General features: G+C 39.1%; 13 protein-coding genes, 1 rRNA gene and 1 other RNA gene. 3 read left to right on the top strand and 12 right to left on the bottom strand.

Annotated features, from left to right (window positions below):
* The 10 genes from BLP50_RS07705 to tadA form a co-directional block, all read right to left on the bottom strand.
* Nucleotides 1-126 (bottom strand): 16S ribosomal RNA (locus tag BLP50_RS07705); the annotation flags it as partial.
* A gap of 352 nt (nt 127-478) precedes the next feature.
* Entirely contained in the window at nt 479-1003 is a 525-nt protein-coding gene (locus BLP50_RS07700) for a CvpA family protein (RefSeq protein ID WP_330386071.1), read from the bottom strand.
* Nucleotides 1004-1170: 167 nt separating this feature from the next.
* Entirely contained in the window at nt 1171-2385 is a 1215-nt protein-coding gene (locus tag BLP50_RS07695; protein ID WP_090153356.1) for a DUF5711 family protein, read from the bottom strand.
* A 48-nt stretch (nt 2386-2433) separates the two neighbouring features.
* Nucleotides 2434-4332 carry a 1,4-alpha-glucan branching protein GlgB gene (gene glgB, locus BLP50_RS07690; protein WP_090153354.1) on the bottom strand — a complete coding sequence of 633 codons (1899 nt, stop codon included), beginning with the start codon at nt 4330-4332 and terminating at the stop codon, nt 2434-2436.
* Between the two features lie 39 nt (nt 4333-4371).
* Entirely contained in the window at nt 4372-7329 is a 2958-nt protein-coding gene (locus tag BLP50_RS07685; RefSeq protein ID WP_090153352.1) for a tetratricopeptide repeat protein, read from the bottom strand.
* Nucleotides 7330-7485: 156 nt separating this feature from the next.
* Nucleotides 7486-8799 (bottom strand): AI-2E family transporter, encoded by a 1314-nt coding sequence (locus tag BLP50_RS07680; RefSeq protein ID WP_090153350.1) that lies wholly within the window; start codon nt 8797-8799, stop codon nt 7486-7488.
* A gap of 15 nt (nt 8800-8814) precedes the next feature.
* Nucleotides 8815-11100 carry a hydratase gene (locus BLP50_RS07675; protein ID WP_090153348.1) on the bottom strand — a complete coding sequence of 762 codons (2286 nt, stop codon included), beginning with the start codon at nt 11098-11100 and terminating at the stop codon, nt 8815-8817.
* Between the two features lie 16 nt (nt 11101-11116).
* Nucleotides 11117-11875, bottom strand: a complete 759-nt coding sequence (locus BLP50_RS07670; protein WP_090153346.1) for a hypothetical protein — start codon at nt 11873-11875, stop codon at nt 11117-11119.
* Between the two features lie 25 nt (nt 11876-11900).
* Nucleotides 11901-12103, bottom strand: an RNA gene (ffs, locus tag BLP50_RS07665) — signal recognition particle sRNA large type.
* Between the two features lie 50 nt (nt 12104-12153).
* Nucleotides 12154-12624, bottom strand: coding sequence for a tRNA adenosine(34) deaminase TadA (gene tadA / locus BLP50_RS07660; protein ID WP_090153383.1), 471 nt, complete (start codon nt 12622-12624; stop codon nt 12154-12156).
* Between the two features lie 110 nt (nt 12625-12734).
* Between tadA and BLP50_RS07655 the strand changes: the two genes are divergently transcribed.
* Genes BLP50_RS07655 through BLP50_RS07645 form a run of 3 tightly spaced genes read left to right on the top strand, consistent with a single transcriptional unit; the run spans nt 12735 to nt 15311 of the window.
* Nucleotides 12735-13430 carry an anaerobic ribonucleoside-triphosphate reductase activating protein gene (locus BLP50_RS07655; protein WP_090153343.1) on the top strand — a complete coding sequence of 232 codons (696 nt, stop codon included), beginning with the start codon at nt 12735-12737 and terminating at the stop codon, nt 13428-13430.
* A gap of 19 nt (nt 13431-13449) precedes the next feature.
* Nucleotides 13450-13998, top strand: coding sequence for a GNAT family N-acetyltransferase (locus BLP50_RS07650; protein ID WP_090153341.1), 549 nt, complete (start codon nt 13450-13452; stop codon nt 13996-13998).
* A gap of 23 nt (nt 13999-14021) precedes the next feature.
* Complete coding sequence (locus BLP50_RS07645; RefSeq protein ID WP_090153339.1) at nt 14022-15311, top strand: alpha-amylase family glycosyl hydrolase; 1290 nt, start codon at nt 14022-14024, stop codon at nt 15309-15311.
* On the opposite strand, the gene BLP50_RS07640 is transcribed toward BLP50_RS07645, so the two are convergent.
* Together BLP50_RS07640 and BLP50_RS07635 are read right to left on the bottom strand one after the other, a co-directional pair.
* Nucleotides 15303-17483, bottom strand: coding sequence for a YhgE/Pip domain-containing protein (locus tag BLP50_RS07640; protein WP_090153338.1), 2181 nt, complete (start codon nt 17481-17483; stop codon nt 15303-15305). The genes BLP50_RS07645 and BLP50_RS07640 overlap by 9 nt on opposite strands.
* Nucleotides 17480-17845, bottom strand: a complete 366-nt coding sequence (locus BLP50_RS07635; RefSeq protein ID WP_090153336.1) for a hypothetical protein — start codon at nt 17843-17845, stop codon at nt 17480-17482. The genes BLP50_RS07640 and BLP50_RS07635 overlap by 4 nt, the downstream gene beginning before the upstream one ends.
* Nucleotides 17846-17849: the final 4 nt, after the last annotated feature.

Below are 17849 nucleotides of genomic sequence, written 5' to 3'. Positions count from 1 at the left end.
ACCCGTCCGCCACTCAGTCAATAATCCGTCACCCCGAAGGGATCGTAGAAAATTGCTTCGTTCGACTTGCATGTGTTAAGCACGCCGCCAGCGTTCATCCTGAGCCAGGATCAAACTCTCATGTTAAAAAGTTTAATTCCGAATCAGTATAAAACTGACTTGTTTACTAATAAAGGTTTTGTTTCGTCTTAGAAACTAAATGAATTTCAAGGATACATGTTTTAAAAACTTGTATTAATTCAAGGTTTGTTTCACTGTTCAGTTATCAATCTTCGCTTTGTTGTTGCCCTCAGCAGCAACTCGTTTATACTATCATGTCGCCAGCTGTTTGTCAACAACTTTTTTGATTTATTTTTCAAAATCTTTTTCTCAGAAAACTCAGTGTTTTCTAAGTGTGTACCGCTCTCAGCGGAACGAATAGTATAATATCATCTGCCAACCTTATAGTCAACACCTTTTTTTAAAAAAATTAATGTCTTTATATTCCGATAATTCTTTCAATTAGGTTATTTGTATAGATATAGTAAAGCATTTGATTTTCCTTGGCGTAAGTTATTATAAATTGGCCAAAAAAGGATGTTGGAAAACAATCAGCTAGATACATTGCAAACCATGTAACTAGCATACCTTCTACTGCTCCAGCTATAATTCCAAGAAGTCTATTCACATCCCTAATGCCAGGAACAAATCCAACAGCTCTTAATAATCTATCTATTATATAGATAATAATTATTCCAACAGCAATAAGAATAATATTTGATATTCCATTAATAGCTGCATCAGATAGCTCTTTAGCTATTGCTTTTATGATATTGTCGATAGAGTTCTCTATACTAGTCTCTATATCATCTTTTACAAACTCTGGAACAATTGAAAGGACAGCATCTCTACCGGAACCCACTTCCTCTGCTTCAGAACTATCGTATTTGGTGTGCAAATGACCATCTATGGCATTCTCTACACGTGTCGGTATTTCTGTATGGAGCTTTATGTAATCTGCCACATATACTTTTCCATAGTTTACAAAGAGGAGAAGGAATATCCAAGCAACTAGGCTATATATAATCCTTATCATGCCTCTTTGGGCACCTCGAACTATAAAAAAGACCATCAACACTATAAAAATTACAAGTAAAATATTAATATCCATTATTCACCCTTTTCTTCGTGCTATTTAATACATATCTGCTCAGTTTTGTTTTCTTCTATTAAATAGTATCTTTTAGAAGTTGAGCCTGGAATGATATTATATACAACCTCATCAAATTTATAGTTGAACTTTGCTATGCCTTGAAGGTTATATATAGTAATTTCATTTTCATTTCTAATGAATATCTCATTATTATCCATTATCTGAACACTTTCATAGCTACCGTCAATTTCCTTTGACATCCATCTAAATCCATAAAGATTATAAACGTTTAATTTATTGACAACCTCACCGTCTTCTTTTGCAGTCTCACTTATATATCCGAAATGGGTATCATTATAGAAGATACTCTTCATTTCTCCATTTACAGATATCTCCTTTGCTACAGTAGCTCTGAGATTGTTATTGAACAAAATAATCTTAGAATCGGAAAAAGCTATAGCTTTATCATTTTTTACATAATCAACCTTAGGAATTATAGAGCCTAAATATGTATAAGAAGCAACAATATTATCCTGCTCTTCTTTTCCCTCCTTTGTAAAATCATAGAACACAAGCTCTGAAGAAAGTTCTCCTGAATTTACATTTACAATAGAAAGTAAAAGTCTTGTGGCATCTGAAGAAAGTGCCATTGACACTGGAAATCCCTTGTTCTCAGGATGGATTTCACCTGAGGCAAGGAGTGTGCCATCCTTACCATACAACTGAATATAACTAACGCTATTCTCCTGTAAAAGGAGAGCCACTGTACCTTGACTAGCCACCTTGGCCTCAAGAACAGGTGTGGTTGTTGTGATTGACTTTACAAATCCTTTTGAGGAAAAGAGATCTACTTCACTTCCTTTTTTATCGTAGACTACAATGTAGTCCTGGCATACATCCATATTTGGATTAACCATATCGTAAGTATAGTTCCAAATCAAAGAGCCGTCATAGGTAGTGCAAGATACACCATCTGGACTGTATTTCAGTAAGTTACCTTTATAGTCACAGTATGTACTTTCCGCTGACTCATTTCTCTCATAGGTCTTTTCAACTTGATAGTCGCTGTATGTTGTGAATATTTTTATTACCATCAAGGAAATTGCTACTATGATAATAAGGAGAATTAGGAAAATCCATCTCTTCTTTGGAGGTTCATAATTTTCATCAATCTCACGGAGGGGCTTTTCCTCAACCTCAACTTCCTCTTCTTCAGTTTTCTCCGGTAATTTTATTATTTTAAACTCTTCCATTTATACTTCCTATATATAATAAATGGGCTGATTTCACAGCCCACTTAATTAATAAACAAATATTGCTACTTGATATGGTGCCACTTTAAAGGCTACTGAGTAATCCCTACCATCACATTCCTCCTTTTTTGGAGTGAGGGTTTCTGGTATCAGACTGCCTTCTCCACCATAAGCTTCAAGCTGGCTATCTAATAGAAGCTTAAGCTTTTTGCTGGTAGGAACTCCCACCTTGTAATCATCATATCTCATTGGAGTCATATTGATTACAAATAATATGCTATTTTTCCCATTTTTGGCCTTGCGGATAAAGCTAAATATGCTTCTATAGCTATCATTTGCATTAACCCATTCAAAACCAGCCCAAGACACATCCTGCTCATACATAGCTGGATATGATTTGTAAATATGAAGTAAATCCTTGAACATCCTAGATACATGTCTATGATTTGGATTGTCAAGAACGTACCAGTCTAATTCTCTAGCTTCGCTCCACTCTGTCCCCTGGGCAAAATCCTGTCCCATAAATAGGAGCTTTTTGCCAGGATGACCCATCATAAATGCATAACCTGCCATAAGATTTCTGTATTTATCAACTTCTAATCCTGGCATCTTAGCAAGCATGGAGCCCTTGAGATGAACAACTTCATCATGACTCAAAACAAGAATATATCGTTCTGCCTCGTTATAGCTCATGGCAAAAGTCATCTTGTTGTGATTGTCTTTTCTAAAATATGGGTCTAGCTTCATATAATCTATGAAATCATGCATCCAACCCATGTTCCATTTGTATGAAAAATTAAGACCACCATCTTCCACATCGCCTGTAATCTTAGGCCATGCCGTAGATTCCTCGGCAATCATCACTGTTCCTGGATATCTGCCGCGGATAAGAGTGTTAATATGCTTGAAAAACTCAATGGCTTCAAGATTTTCATTGCCGCCATGTTCATTAGGAATCCACTGACCTGGCTTCTTGCCATAGTCGAGATATAGCATGGATGCAACTGCGTCAACTCTAAGTCCATCAATATGATAAACGTCTACCCACTGTAGTGCGCTACCGATAAGGAAATTCTTAACCTCAGCCTTGCCATAATTGAATATTTTGGTTCCCCAGTCTGGATGCTCTCCCTTTCTTGGGTCTGGATATTCATATAGAGGACCTCCGTCGAAATCCGCAAGCCCATGAGCATCCTTCGGAAAATGAGCTGGTACCCAATCAAGAATAACTCCTATTCCATTCTTATGTAGATAGTTGACTAAATACATAAAATCATCTGGAGTGCCATATCTCGATGTAGGTGCATAGTAGCCTGTGACCTGATATCCCCAAGATCCATCGAAAGGATACTCTGAGATTCCCATAAGCTCAACATGGGTATATCCCATGTCTAAAACATATTCTGTCAGGCTGTGAGCAAATTCTTTGTAACTGTAAAATCCATCATTTTCTGGTCTTGGATGTCTCTTCCATGAGCCTGGGTGAACTTCGTATATGGACATTGGCTTCTCCCAAAAGTTGGAATTAGCCTTTCTCTGTCTCATCCATGATGAATCAGTCCATTTAAATTTGGTATTGTCGTAAATGATAGATGCTGTACCTGGTCTAAGTTCAGCATAGGTAGCATAAGGGTCTGCCTTATAGAGCTTTCTTCCATCTGATGTGGTGATAAGGTACTTGTAAAGCTGGCCTTCCTTTGCTTCAGGAATAAATGCCTCAAATATTCCCTGGCTCTCAGGCTCAACTCGCTGCATATAATTTCTAGTCTCATCCCAGTTGTTAAACTCACCTATGACCGCTACCGATGTAGCGTTTGGAGCCCATACGTCAAAGTAAAAGCCTGTCTGCTTACCTTGCTTAGCCTTATGAGCACCCATCTTCTTATAGATGTCATAGTGTGTTCCTTGCCCAAATAAATACCCGTCTAAATCAGTGAAGTAACTCATTCTAAAATCCCCTTATTTTCTCCCGCTAATTAAAATGTGTTATCTATCAAAATCTTTCTCTTTTAAGATTATGTTGCCATTCTTGTCGTATTTAGGCTTGTTGAAGAATCCGCCCCTAGTAGATTTATCAATAGCCTCATCCATAATCTCTGCAACCTCCTTGATAGTAGTTGCATGATCATAACGACCGATAAGATTGATTCGATTGTATAGAGCTAAAACACCCATGTCATCAATGGTACAGCCAGCTTCCATTGCGTATGTTTTAGCAAATGAAACAAGTTCATCAATTGAAAATACTGGTATAACAACTTTCTCTGTGAATCGCTTAGCAAAGGAACCATCTCTCAGTAATGCTTTCTCGATTCCCTTTTTGTTATCCTCAATAATTATAATTGTGCCTGAGTTATCCTGCTCCATTAAAAGAGATAGAGTAACGGCTGTCTCCTTTGAGATGCCACCGGCTGCCTCAATAATAAGACATCCTCCCTGAATCTTTGAATAAAGCTTCTGTATATCCTTTTCGTTTAGCTTTTCGCCGGAAATCTTGCCGATACCACCCTTTGGATATCCAGTCTTTTTCTCAAGAACCTTTATGATACTAGTGGCCATCTGTGTCTTTCCAGATCCTGGCTCACCGATAATAACTATACTTCCACCCTTGGAACCGGCCTGCGCTAAATGAGCAGCTGCGCCAGTGATAGCCTGAGCTATGCTCTTTTTCATGCCTGTTATTGGTAAGAAATATGAGAATATTGCTAAATCTTCATCTTCAAGCTCGAAGCCTGATGCATTGGCAGCGGTGTTGGCAGTGTCTGCGACCTGAGCTGGTGAAACAACTGGTGCCACTGGAGCAATTGGCTCATCCAAAGTAACCTGTGTTACTTCTGGAAGAGGGTCTGCCATTACTGACTGTGGAAGAGGTATTGGCTCTGGAGCAAATACTGGCTCACTCTGAATAGGCTCAACACCTGTATCCTCTAATATATCCTGAGGAAGTTCTATTGGTGGAAGCTCGATATCTGAAATATTAATATCAGGTACGCTATCCTCTGGTATTTCTTCTTCCTCATCTTCATCAAAGAATTCCTGATCTTCCTGGCTAACTACGTCTAGGTCTATCTCTTCTGTGAGAGGCTCTTCCGGCTCGTCATATGCTTCTGTAAGAGGTTCATCAAATTCCTCTTCTATTTCATCTGGCATCTTTATTTCAGGTAGCTTAATCTCTGGTAAAATAATATCTTCATCAACTGGTTCTGGAACCTGAGCGCTAATCTGCTCATTTCCTAATGTAAGTCTATCAATCTCCTTCTGTAGGAAATCGTTAACATCAGCAATCATTTGGGAAGCTTCTTTTAGGTCCACTTCGTCTATCTCCTCGGTATCTTCTAGTGTAGGTGGCTGCCAACTAGCCTTATCTAATGCCTCTGCAGCATGTAATACTGGATCTGCCACTGCAGAAACCGCACCTGGTATCGCCGCCGCACCAGCCGGATTAATCACAGGAATATCTAGAGAGCCCTCTTCTAATCCCTCGATGTTGAGCTTAGGGATAGTAAAGCTCTTAGGTTCTGTTTCCTCTGCTTCATCTGGATCTTCTGCATTTTGGAAATCATCAAGCTCCTGGTCCTCATCCTGATTTAAAATTGGCCAAGGCTTAATTTCCGGAGTATCTTCAGAGTTCTCCTCAGACTCCTCCTCGATAATATCATCTGTTATTTCCTCAGTAAGTTCTTCTGTAGAATTCTCAGATAATTTAAGATCTGTGTCTGTATTATCATCCTGTTCGGATAAGTATTCTTCTTTTAAAAGTTCTGCAGAAGTCATGCCGGCATCAAGTTTTGACATAACGCCCTCAAGACGATTAAGCACATTGTTTGCTTCTCTAAGGGCTCTAGCTCTAGCATTCTCTAGCTCCTTAGTCTTCGCATCTTCCATGGCCGCTTCTGCTGCACGCTTTGTCTTTTCCCACTCAGCAAGAACGTCCTCTATGGTCATCTGACCCTCTACCTGGGCCTCTTCATCCTCAGCCTCATCAGGAAGTAAAAGACTTATCTGACCATCATTACCCTCTTTAAGATATTCATTGAAGGTATCATTTATTGAGAACTCGTCCTCATCTTCTAGAGCATCTTCAAGCTCTCCCTTAACCTGTAAATAAGGAATCTCCTCAACAAGATTCTTAATGGCGCCAATATTCTCAGATACTTCGCCCGTATCTGTAGCCTTCATTATCTCGTCGATATTCTTCTTAATCTCGGCCTGAAGATTAATAGTATCAAATCTCTCCGGTCCCTCTGGCAATTCAATTGCTGGCATCTGAGGAAGCACTTCGCTTGGATTGATATTGCTGTATGGATGAATCTCAGCCAATCCATCCTTTTTCTGCTGGAAGCTACGATATTTGTCCTCCTGTGCCTTATCAAGTGGCTGGTAAAGCATCTTTAATTCAAGGGCCCGCTCAACTACAGGACCGTCTCCGAACCAAAGAATGATTTCGTCGCAAAGTCCTATGCATTTTTCCGCCTGATTGGTCTTGTGATAAAGATAAGCAAGCTCATAAGCCCATTCCTCAATGAAATCACTTTCCTTGAGCTGCTCAAGAATCTTGATTAAAGTGGCATTGTCCGCCCCTTTAGCAATACTAATATTGTATTTCAGGATATATTTTAGACTATCATGAGGTGCAATTTGAACAAACTCATTGTAGTATTCCTGAGCCATCTCGATATCCTTAAGCTTGATGGAAATCATACACAGCTTATAGATAATCATTCGACCAATTGGAGAACGCTCATGTGCCAGGAACAATAACTCCCTGGCTTCTTCGATTTTACCTGCTGCCTCGTAGCACTCGCTACCAGCAATCAAATCGTTGATATTATGTACCTTTCTCCAATTTACTGACTCAGCTACAGACATGGCGTCAGCGAATTTATTTTGTGAGATGAGATCTTTCATCTCGTCAATCCTATTTTTGTACTCTAATTTTTCCACAGTATTATTCTCCAAAAACACATACTTATGGGTTTTAGAATGCAAAATTTGATATGCATTCCTCGCATCCTATAGTTATTAAAATACTAACATACCTTAAAGTTAAAATCAAAAAAACCGAGGCCAAAAAACCTCGGTTTAATAATTATTTAATAATTATTTATTTTTCTTTATAAGCCTTGAAAACAATGACTTTTTCTTGCTTTTTGTTTTTTCACTTTCGTGCTCAATTAATTCATTGGTCTCTAGGTCAATATGGTCAAGCAAAAGATAGTCTTCTGTGTTAGTTGACAATTGTCTTCTTGCCACCAAGTAACTAGCAAATCTTCCACCAATGTAGTAGATTACCGCTACAATTGGAACAGCCACAACCATTCCCCAGACACCATAGAATCCAGCGCCTGTAACAACAGCAAATACAACCCAGAATGAAGATACTCCAGTGGAATCACCTAAAATCTTTGGTCCAATTAAGTTACCATCAATCTGCTGTAATACAAGAACAAATATCAGGAAGTAAATTCCTTTCATTGGCTCTGTAAGGAAAATAATTGCAACAGTTGGAACCGCTCCAATATATGGGCCAAATACTGGTACAAAATTGGTCACACCAACAATTGTAGATACTAGTACAGGATATGGCATATCCATGATTAAGCATCCAAAATAGCAAATAAAGCCAATAATCACAGAATCAAGTATCTTTCCAATAATGAATCCATAGAAAATCTCTGCTGACTTTCTTGTAATCTCAAGGATTATGTTGGAATACTTTGGAGCAAAAATACCACATATAAGCTTCTTAGCCTGAGCCTTAAATGTCTCTTTTGAAATAAGGACATATACAGACACAAACATACCTATGATGATACCTATTACAAATCTACCTACAGAAATAACACTTGAAGTGATTGTAGATACCATGAAGCTCTTATCCCAATCTACGTACTGGTTTAAAAGTTTAAGTCCCTGATCTACAATATCTCCAATATTATTGTCCTTAGCCTTCATAAGGACATCCTTATAATTGCCTTTTGTAATCTGGTTACACCAGTCAAGGACTGCTGCTATCTGATCTTCTATATTGTTAGCAAGATAAATTATTGTGCTAATCAGGTTAGGAACAATAGCTCTAATGATAAATACTGCTATTCCACAAAGTACGATTAAGGACAAAACAGTGGAAAGTGTACGATTAGCCTTTTGAGCTGTAGCCTTTGTCTTAATAATTTTATTAAAGATTTTCTCGAATCTCTTCTCAAAAAATACCATAAATGGATTCATGAGAAAGGCCATGACAAAACCTATAAAAATCGGCTGAAATACTGTAGATACATGATCCCATGCTGCTGCAACACTTCTAGAATTTCGCAGCATGAAATAAAAAGCTACCACCACGCAAGCAGCTATCACATTGCCTATCAGTTTCTTTCTTCTATATTTGTCCTGTTCGTAATTATCCCCTGACATACAATGCCTCCTAAATTACCTTCTGTTGTAGTTGATTAAGCATCCCTTGAGAATAATCTCACGCTCATCATCTGTAAGCTCTCCGAGAGTCATCTCAAATTCCTTTAATCCCTCATCCTTAACAACGTAAGCCTTGATTGTATCTGCCTTATTAATAACAGCATCCTTGATTCCAGGGATGAATAGATAATCTAAGTTCTTGAATGGAAGCTCTCCTTCTGGAATAACAAATGGAAGCATACCCCAGTTAATAAGGTTAGAGCGATATCTCTTTGTAGCATATTCATTAGCAATATTTGCCCAACCGCCAAGTACCTTCTGACAAGATGCTGCCTGCTCTCTAGCTGAACCATCACCTGGCTTAACTGCAAAGATAGTTGAACCTACACCGAAATTGTCATGATTAACATCTGGGTAAGTTTCCTTTACCTTGTGAACAATTGCCTTAAGCTCTGGAACTGCCTCACCAGCACACTCTCCAGCCTCTAATGCCTTCTGAGCCTTCTGGATATTCTTAGCACGTCCAACATACTCTGGATCCTTACGTGAAAGAGTAAACTCAGCAAGGCCAAGTGGATTTGAACGATATGATGATGTCTCACCTGATGGAATAAGCTCATCAGTTGTTGTAACTGGGTCATGAATCTCAGAAACAACCTGAAGGAATAAATTCTCTGGAAGAGCGCTCATCTTTGGCCAATCTTTAATGTTTGGACCAAAGTGAATCTCTGTCTCAGGCTCAGCTATGCCGTGTGAATCAAATACACGGTTTGCGTAAATTCTGCCATCAAAGTGATATTTTGGCTTTGTATAATCTACATCGATTTCTGTTGCTGCTGTAAGGTAACCCTTATTAGCTGCTGTAGCTGCAATAGAGCGAGCATCCATAAGTGCAACTGATGCAATCTGACCATTCTGAAGCTTAGAACCCTCGCGGTTAGGGAAGTTTCTAGTAGAATGACGGATTGAGAAACCATTGTTAGATGGTGTGTCACCAGCACCAAAACAAGGACCACAGAATGCAGTCTTAACAATAGCACCTGTCTCCATAAGAGTTGCAACAGCACCGTTTTTAACAAGCTCCATGTAAATAGGAGTAGAAGCTGGGTATACAGAGAGAGTAAACTCATCTGGTCCAATGCTTGCGCCACGAAGAATATCTGCTGCATCACAGATGTTCTCGTAACCACCACCAGCACAACCAGCGATGATACCCTGATCTACGTATAACTTACCATTTCTAACCTTATCCTTGAGAGAGAACTCTACCTGACCGTCAAGAGAAACCTTTGCTCTCTTCTCGCAGTCATCAAGGATATCCATAAGATTTGCGTTTAATTCATCAATTGTGTATGTGTTGCTTGGGTGGAATGGCATAGCGATCATTGGCTTAATCTCATCAAGATTAATCTCAATCATGCCATCATAGTAAGCAACCTGGCCAGGATTAAGCTCCTTGTACTCTTCCTTACGACCATGAATCTCGTAGAACTCTTCAGTCTTCTTGTCTGTAGTCCAAATTGAGCTAAGGCAAGTAGTCTCTGTAGTCATAACATCCACGCCAATTCTAAAGTCCATAGAAAGGTTGGCAACACCAGGGCCTACGAACTCCATTACCTTATTCTTAACGTAACCCTTATCGAATACTTCGCCGATGATAGCAAGGGCAACGTCCTGAGGACCAACACCCTTTCTAGGGGTACCTGTCATATATACAGCAATAACGCCTGGCATAGCGATATCGTATGTCTGATTAAGAAGCTGCTTAACAAGCTCTGGGCCACCTTCGCCCATTGCCATTGTACCAAGTGCACCATATCTAGTATGAGAATCTGAACCGAGAAGCATCTTACCGCCTCCAGCCATCATCTCACGTGCAAACTGGTGAATAACAGCCTGATGTGGTGGAACATAGATTCCGCCGTATTTCTTAGCACAAGTAAGACCAAACATGTGGTCATCCTCGTTGATAGTACCGCCTACTGCACAAAGAGAGTTGTGGCAGTTTGTAAGGCAATATGGAATAGGGAACTTCTCAAGGCCTGAAGCTCTTGCTGTCTGGATAATTCCTACATAGGTAATATCATGGCTGACTAACTTGTCAAACTTAATCTGTAAGTGATCCATGTTGCCTGATGTGTTGTGATCCGAAAGAATCGAATAGGCCATAGTCTGTCCATGTGCCTCGTCCTTTGTGACCTTGCGTCCAGTAGCGTGCTCGATTGCAGCGGCTGCCTCATGACTATCCTCAATTATCTGGGTGCCATTAATTAGGTATACTCCGTTGTTGTAAAGCTTCATTCCTTTATTCTCCTTTTTACTTCTTTAATCCAAAAAGGCTACCAAAGCCCTTTTTACCATTTTTCTTGCTGTCTTCCTCTGACTCTTCCTGCTGCCATTTAAAATATTCAGCATCTAAATCATCTGAGGAAATACCTGCCTCCTCTGTTTCTGCTGCAGGCTCATCTAAATCGTCATATTCTAGACCAGCTCTAGCAAAATAATCCTTATCGATACGAATCTCTGGAGCTGCATACTTAGGAGCTGAATCAAATCCTTCTTCGCCTCCCTCATTCTTTTCCTTGAGAAGACGCATATTCTCCTCATCGATAAGTCTCAAATACTTCTGTGTATCTATCAAATCATTGAGATGGCTCTTAAGCTCTAACTGATTAGTCTTAATTGCTCTGTTCTCTTCTTTTATCTTTTTAATGGCTTCCTCGTAAACCTTCGCAACAGATTCCTGGGACTCCTTAACAATGTTTTGAATGCTCTCTAGAGCATTGTCTGTATACATAAGGGATGCGGCATATATGTCCTCTGCCTTTCTGGTGGCATCAAATACAATGTCATCGCCTTGCTTTTGCATTTCACGATTAGCTTTGTCGCGGCTCTTAACAGTGAGTTCATGCTCTTCCATCATATCGTACATGCACTCATTAAGTTCTTTCAAAAGATCCATCATGGCATTCTTGTCCACAATGACATTTTTTGTGCTTCCCTCATATGGCTGTGCCTTTGAAAATAGCACATGCATTTCTCTTAAAACTCGTTCTGTTCTGTCCTGTGCTCCCATATTTTCACCTATACATATAAAAATACCGAGCTGCCGAACCAGATACCATTTGGTAGCCACCCTAAAGAAACTCCCTCCAGGTAACCCCTCGTCAGATGAACGGTCCTACTTAGTGCTGCTGCATTCCTGCCCTGACACGATTCGTAGGTGCCCATTACGAGGGACCCAAAGATCATAGCAACTCTAGGGTAGCCGCCAAGTGATATCTAATTCGAGCAAATCGCTCGGAGCCCTTATTTTATGATAACTAAGGGCTTTTTGTCAACAAAATCCTACCGTTACTTTAATTGACTCTTTCGCTGTCTTAGTTCTTCAAAAAAGCTAGTCATCATCATCTTGCATTCTTCGCCTAAAACACCTGACTCAACCTCACATTGATGATTAAACTGTTTCATCTGTAAGACATTTATAATAGAACCAGCACATCCAGCTTTTGGATTCATGGCTCCAATTACTACCTTGGGTATACGAGCCTGCACTATGGCACCAGCACACATCTGGCAAGGCTCAAGTGTAACATAAAGGGTGCAATCCTCAAGTCTCCAATCTCCTGTCTTCTTGCATGCCTTTGAAATGGCAGCAATCTCTGCATGAGCAAGTACGCTTTTATCGGTGTTTCTGCGGTTGTATCCACGGGCAATTATTTTACCATCCTGAACAATCACGCATCCTATTGGGACTTCATCAATGTCATAGGCTTTCTTAGCCTGCTTGAGCGCCTGTTTCATATAACGCTCTTCTTCTGACATCATGGATTTTCACCTCCTATTTTGCTATACTTTTACTTGGAAATTATGCTTAATTTCTTAAAATTTAGCTATTCTATGTTAACACTTTTACCAATAAAAGGGAATGACTTATGCTTATACTAGGCTTACAGAAAACAACGCTTTTAGATTATCCTGGAAAAATTGCTAGCACTATTTTCACAGGTGGTTGCAATTTTAGATGTCCATATTGTCACAACAGAGACCTTGTTATGCCACCTTCGGATGTGCAGGCATATTCCACTGATGAAATATTTGAACACCTTAAGGCAAAGTCAAAAGTTTTGGACGGTGTTTGCATCACAGGCGGCGAGCCAACTCTACACAAGGATCTTCCCGATTTTATTAAGCAGATAAAGGATATGGGACTTTTGGTTAAACTAGATACCAATGGAACCAATCCTGATATGGTTAATTATCTTATTAATGCAGGCTTAATCGACTATGTTGCCATGGATATTAAGCATTCCAAAGAAAAATACAACACAATTGCCTGCATGAAAAATTTTGATATTTCTCCAATAGAGGACACAGTTTCTCTTTTAATTAGTGGTAAAATGGACTACGAATTTAGGACCACAATCATGCGGGAGTGCCATGATATTTCTGACATGGAATCTATTGGTAGATGGCTTTCAGGGGCAAAAGCTTATTATTTGCAAAGCTATCGAGAATCAGAACAGGTTATTAATCCTATATTCAGTCCTCATTCAGTAGAGACTCTTCAGGAGTTTGTAAATCTACTTCGCCCTTATATACCAAACACTAGTATTAGAGGCGTCGATTAATAATTTTTTGGGGGATAGTATGAAAATTGAGGTTACTACAGACAGGCTGGTTTTAAAAGTTCTTAACTATGATTCTGCTCAGAAGGTTTTAGACTTCTATTTGCGTAACGGTAGTGTTTTCGAGAAATATGAACCTGTGATGGGAGAGGACTTTTATACTCTTTCACACCAGCGTAAGTTACTGGATTTTGAATACAAAAATATCATTAAGGGCATAATGGTTCGCTACTGGATTTTTGAAAAGGATGATCCAAACAGAATCATTGGCACTGTAAGTTATCGAAATATTGTAAGACCTATTTATGAAAGCTGTACTATCGGCTACAAAATGGATCAGGAATTTTTAAATAAAGGCTATTGCACAGAGGCTATACGTGCCACCCTTCCTGTAATTGCAAGGGATTATGGGGTGCATCGCTTTGAAGCCTTGATTTTACCTGACAATAAACCAAGTATTCATATGGTTGAAAAAATAGGTTTTAAATACGAGGGATTGCTTAGAGATAAAATCAATATTAATGGAAAGAGACTTGACCATTGTATGTACGCATATTTAGCTAATAATTAATTTAAGCTAGGGGGGGCTTGAGTATGAGAGATATAGGGTGGATTAAAGAATCAGTGTTTTACCATATTTATCCGCTTGGCGCGTTTGATTGCCCAAGGGAGAATAGGGGAGAGGAGACTGCCGGTCACAGAATTCTTACTTTGATTGACTGGATTCCTCATTTAACAGATATGGGCGTTAATGCTTTATATCTTGGACCTATTATGGAATCATCCACACACGGATATGATACAGTGGATTATTACAAGATTGATTCTAGACTTGGGGACAATAATGACTTTAAAAAGGTGGTAGAAGCTTGCCACAAAAATGGAATTAGAGTGGTTCTTGACGGCGTGTTTAATCACGTTGGCAGGGGCCATTTTGCTTTTTTAGATGTTCTTAAAAATAGAGAAAACTCACCTTATAGGGAGTGGATTTCCGGGCTTAATTTCGGTGGAAACAACTGGCACAATGATGGTCTATCTTATGAGTGCTGGGCTAGGGCAGAAGAGTTGGTAAAGCTTAATCACTGGTGCGAAGCTGTTGATAAACACATCCTCGATGCCATTGGTATGTGGATAGATGAGTTTGATATTGATGGTCTCAGACTTGATGCAGCTGACTGTATAGAAAGAGGCTTCTTTAAGCGTCTGAAAAATTTTACTGAGCAAAAGAAATCCAGTTTCTGGCTCATGGGCGAGATAATTCATGGTGATTACAATATCTATGTAAATGAGGAAATGCTGGATGCTGTAACTAATTACGAATGCTGGAAGGGCATCTATTCTAGCCACAATGACCACAATTATTTCGAGATAAACTATGCCATGAAGAGGCAGTGGGGACAAGGCGGTCTATATTCCGGCAAATATCTTTATAATTTCATCGACAACCACGATGTTAATCGTATTGCCACTCTTTTGACAGATGAGGCTAATATTTATCCTGCTTACTCACTGTTATTTACTATGCCAGGTATTCCATCTATTTATTATGGCAGTGAGTGGGGTATTAAAGGGGATAAAAAAAGCGGGGATGGAGACTATGCTCTCAGGCCCGCTATAGATATTAAAACTATGAAGAATCCAGACTTAATTGATCATATCAAAACTCTGATTGATTTGAGAAAAAATCTGGAGCCACTTAAAACCGGTCTCTATGAAGAGGTGCAGGTAAGAAATGAAACCCTTGTTTTTGCCCGCGTTTTGAATGATGATTTTGTAATTGTTGCTCTAAATAATACTGCAGATACAAAACATCTGTCCTTTGATTATCGAGGACAGCACTTTGATGTAGAGCTTCCTCCTCACGGTAGCAAACTTTTAAAGTAGAATTCCTGATTTTTCCTTGCTGTGCTCTATTTTTTCATTGAGTATTTTAAATGGATGATAGAGCACAACACCTATAAATACGGCTATCACTACGTAAACAATCAACGTCAACATACATCTTTGGTATGTATTCTCATAAAAACCACCGATACACTCTCGGACTGCATTCATGGAATAGTTAAATGGCATAAATTTATAAAGCACCTGGAACACCTTTGGAAGTACTTCTATAGGGAATGTTCCGCCTGCACCTGCTACCTGAATAACCATCAGGATTACGGAAAGTGCCTCTCCGATGTTTCCAAATGAGTATGCAAATGAATAGAGCAGTAGTGAATATACAAAGGATGTCCATGCACATGCCAACCAAAACAGGAAGTAATGCTGGCATTGTATTCCTACAAACAAAAATGCTCCAAGAACTGTAATTATTGTCTGAATCTGACCTATAATAAATGTTGTAAAGAATCTTCCCACAAAGCACTGCCAATTCTTAACATTTTCCATGCCGCTTGTGTCCTTAACAGCTGTCTTAAGAATTGTGGACATGATTAATGCACCAACCCAAATAGAAAGAACAATATAAAATGGGGCGGTCATAGAACCATTATTTGCTACTGGATAAATGTACTCATCAGAGATATCAACTGGACTGCTGATGAAATCAGATAAAAGTTCTGGGTCCGACTGTAGCAAAGTCATAAACTTTTGGTAGGCCTCATTATCGCTAACGCCCTTTATATCCGTTATGAGATTGGCTAGCTGTTGCTCCATTTCTACAGCTTCATCTCTTGATTTTACAAGTGTTTCCTTTGATTGATTAATCAAATCTGCATAATTCTCCAGATTATCAATAACCAAATCAATACTCTGTGCATTATAATTTAAAAGCTTTTCAAGCTCAGTTATTGTAGCGCTTGCTGAATTAATGGCAGTCTGCTCTAGAGGTGAAATCTTATTTAAATAATCATCTCGTACTGTTTTTGTGTCAGCTAAGACTGTAGCCACATCTTTTGTAAGCTTTTCCTTCGCCTCGTTAAACTCAGCCTCTGTTTTTGCAGAAGCGCTGACAAGATTGTTTAAATCAGTAGTAAGATTGGATACTTCTCCATCTATTTGCGCTATAGTAGCAAGATAGATTTGCTGAGCATCCGCTCCAGGAATAAAGTCCTTGGCATCGACAAGCATTTGATAAAGACCTTTTCCTTCTTCATCTTTCCATGCTTTTTGAATGGAATTGATTTCTGATTGCAACTGAGTTGTATCTATATTGCCAAATGATATGCTGTTTAAGGCATTATTAATAGTGGCTATAGATGCATCCACATTGCTAAACTTACTGTTTATATCTCCAACTTTTTTATCTATTTCATCTTTTAGCTTCTGAATATCTGCCTGGGCTGTTGCCCCAGTATTCTGCGCATTCTCAGCCATCTGGCCTGCAAGAGAGGTAATGGAACCTGCGCTATCTGCCACTGCCTGACCCGCTTCTGTAATGCTATCAGCAGCATCGGATAACGCTATATAAGAATCCAAAATAGCAATCAATCCATTTAAATCCGAATCTAACTGCTCAAGCTTTTCTATTCCCTGACCTGTAATATTTCCTTGCTCATTTAGAGTTGCAAAGTATTCGCTGGCGTTTAATAGCACCTCAGCCATAGTGCCCACAAATGCATGGTCTACTTCTCGCTCAATTGCAGTCTTGACCTTGCCTGTTATCTTAGGGGCAATGGCATTTTTCTTGTCATTTTCATAGTAAGTAATTACAGGATTTTCTATTTCTCCTCCCAAGAAACTTATCATATCGGCGCTAAATTCCTCGTCAATTACAAGGGCAGCATAGTATTTTCCCGAATATACTCCACTTATGGCTTCCTGAGCTGTGTCAGTAAAAACCCAACCAATTGTTGTGTTTTCTTTTAAATTTGAAATGATTATTTCGCCAACATTTAACTCGTAATTTCCAATAACAATGCCCTGGTCTGAAGATGCTACAGCAACCTGAAGATTTTTTGTTGCATCAGGCCCATACGGATCCCAGTTGGAGAGAATATTAAACCAGGCATATAGACATGGAATTACCGTTAGGCCAATGATAACTACCATAGCCACAACATTTACCGATAATCTTTTTATATCTGCGACTATTATCTTGATTACATTAATCATCGTTTTAGCTTCTCCCCCATAGATTTAATCTCATCGATACTCTGAAGGACCTCTTCACCAATAAGGGCTTGTGCCTCTGCCTCTTCCTCCATAATTCCAAGTTCCTTTAGTTGCTCTTGAAGCTTGAAATCCATATATTCTACATAGAGAAGATAGAATGCTATTCCAAAAAGGGATGCAATCCAAAGCACAAGAAACACCAATTTTGAACGATTGCTAATAAAACTAATAGCAAGAAATACAAGTGGCAATAAGATATTTATCTTAAGACCCACCCTTATTTTCTTTTGATTTTTAAGATGTGTCTCCTGTTGCAGTTCTAAGAATTTTTCATATACTATTTGTTCTTTGTTTTTACTCATTTCT

The organism is Pseudobutyrivibrio sp. AR14 (genome assembly GCF_900101325.1).
In the GTDB taxonomy this organism is placed as follows: domain Bacteria; phylum Bacillota; class Clostridia; order Lachnospirales; family Lachnospiraceae; genus Pseudobutyrivibrio.
This window is presented reverse-complemented; position numbering and strand designations above follow the sequence as displayed.

What these genes read in the sequence shown, in the direction of transcription:
- BLP50_RS07635 (WP_090153336.1), bottom strand. Translation starts at nt 17,845, where the DNA reads ATGAGTAAAAACAAAGAACAAATAGTATATGAAAAATTCTTAGAACTG.
- tadA (WP_090153383.1), bottom strand. Translation starts at nt 12,624, where the DNA reads ATGTCAGAAGAAGAGCGTTATATGAAACAGGCGCTCAAGCAGGCTAAG.
- glgB (WP_090153354.1), bottom strand. Translation starts at nt 4,332, where the DNA reads ATGAGTTACTTCACTGATTTAGACGGGTATTTATTTGGGCAAGGAACA.
- BLP50_RS07655 (WP_090153343.1), top strand. Translation starts at nt 12,735, where the DNA reads ATGCTTATACTAGGCTTACAGAAAACAACGCTTTTAGATTATCCTGGA.
- BLP50_RS07670 (WP_090153346.1), bottom strand. Translation starts at nt 11,875, where the DNA reads ATGGGAGCACAGGACAGAACAGAACGAGTTTTAAGAGAAATGCATGTG.
- BLP50_RS07640 (WP_090153338.1), bottom strand. Translation starts at nt 17,483, where the DNA reads ATGATTAATGTAATCAAGATAATAGTCGCAGATATAAAAAGATTATCG.
- BLP50_RS07645 (WP_090153339.1), top strand. Translation starts at nt 14,022, where the DNA reads ATGAGAGATATAGGGTGGATTAAAGAATCAGTGTTTTACCATATTTAT.
- BLP50_RS07675 (WP_090153348.1), bottom strand. Translation starts at nt 11,100, where the DNA reads ATGAAGCTTTACAACAACGGAGTATACCTAATTAATGGCACCCAGATA.
- BLP50_RS07680 (WP_090153350.1), bottom strand. Translation starts at nt 8,799, where the DNA reads ATGTCAGGGGATAATTACGAACAGGACAAATATAGAAGAAAGAAACTG.
- BLP50_RS07650 (WP_090153341.1), top strand. Translation starts at nt 13,450, where the DNA reads ATGAAAATTGAGGTTACTACAGACAGGCTGGTTTTAAAAGTTCTTAAC.
- BLP50_RS07695 (WP_090153356.1), bottom strand. Translation starts at nt 2,385, where the DNA reads ATGGAAGAGTTTAAAATAATAAAATTACCGGAGAAAACTGAAGAAGAG.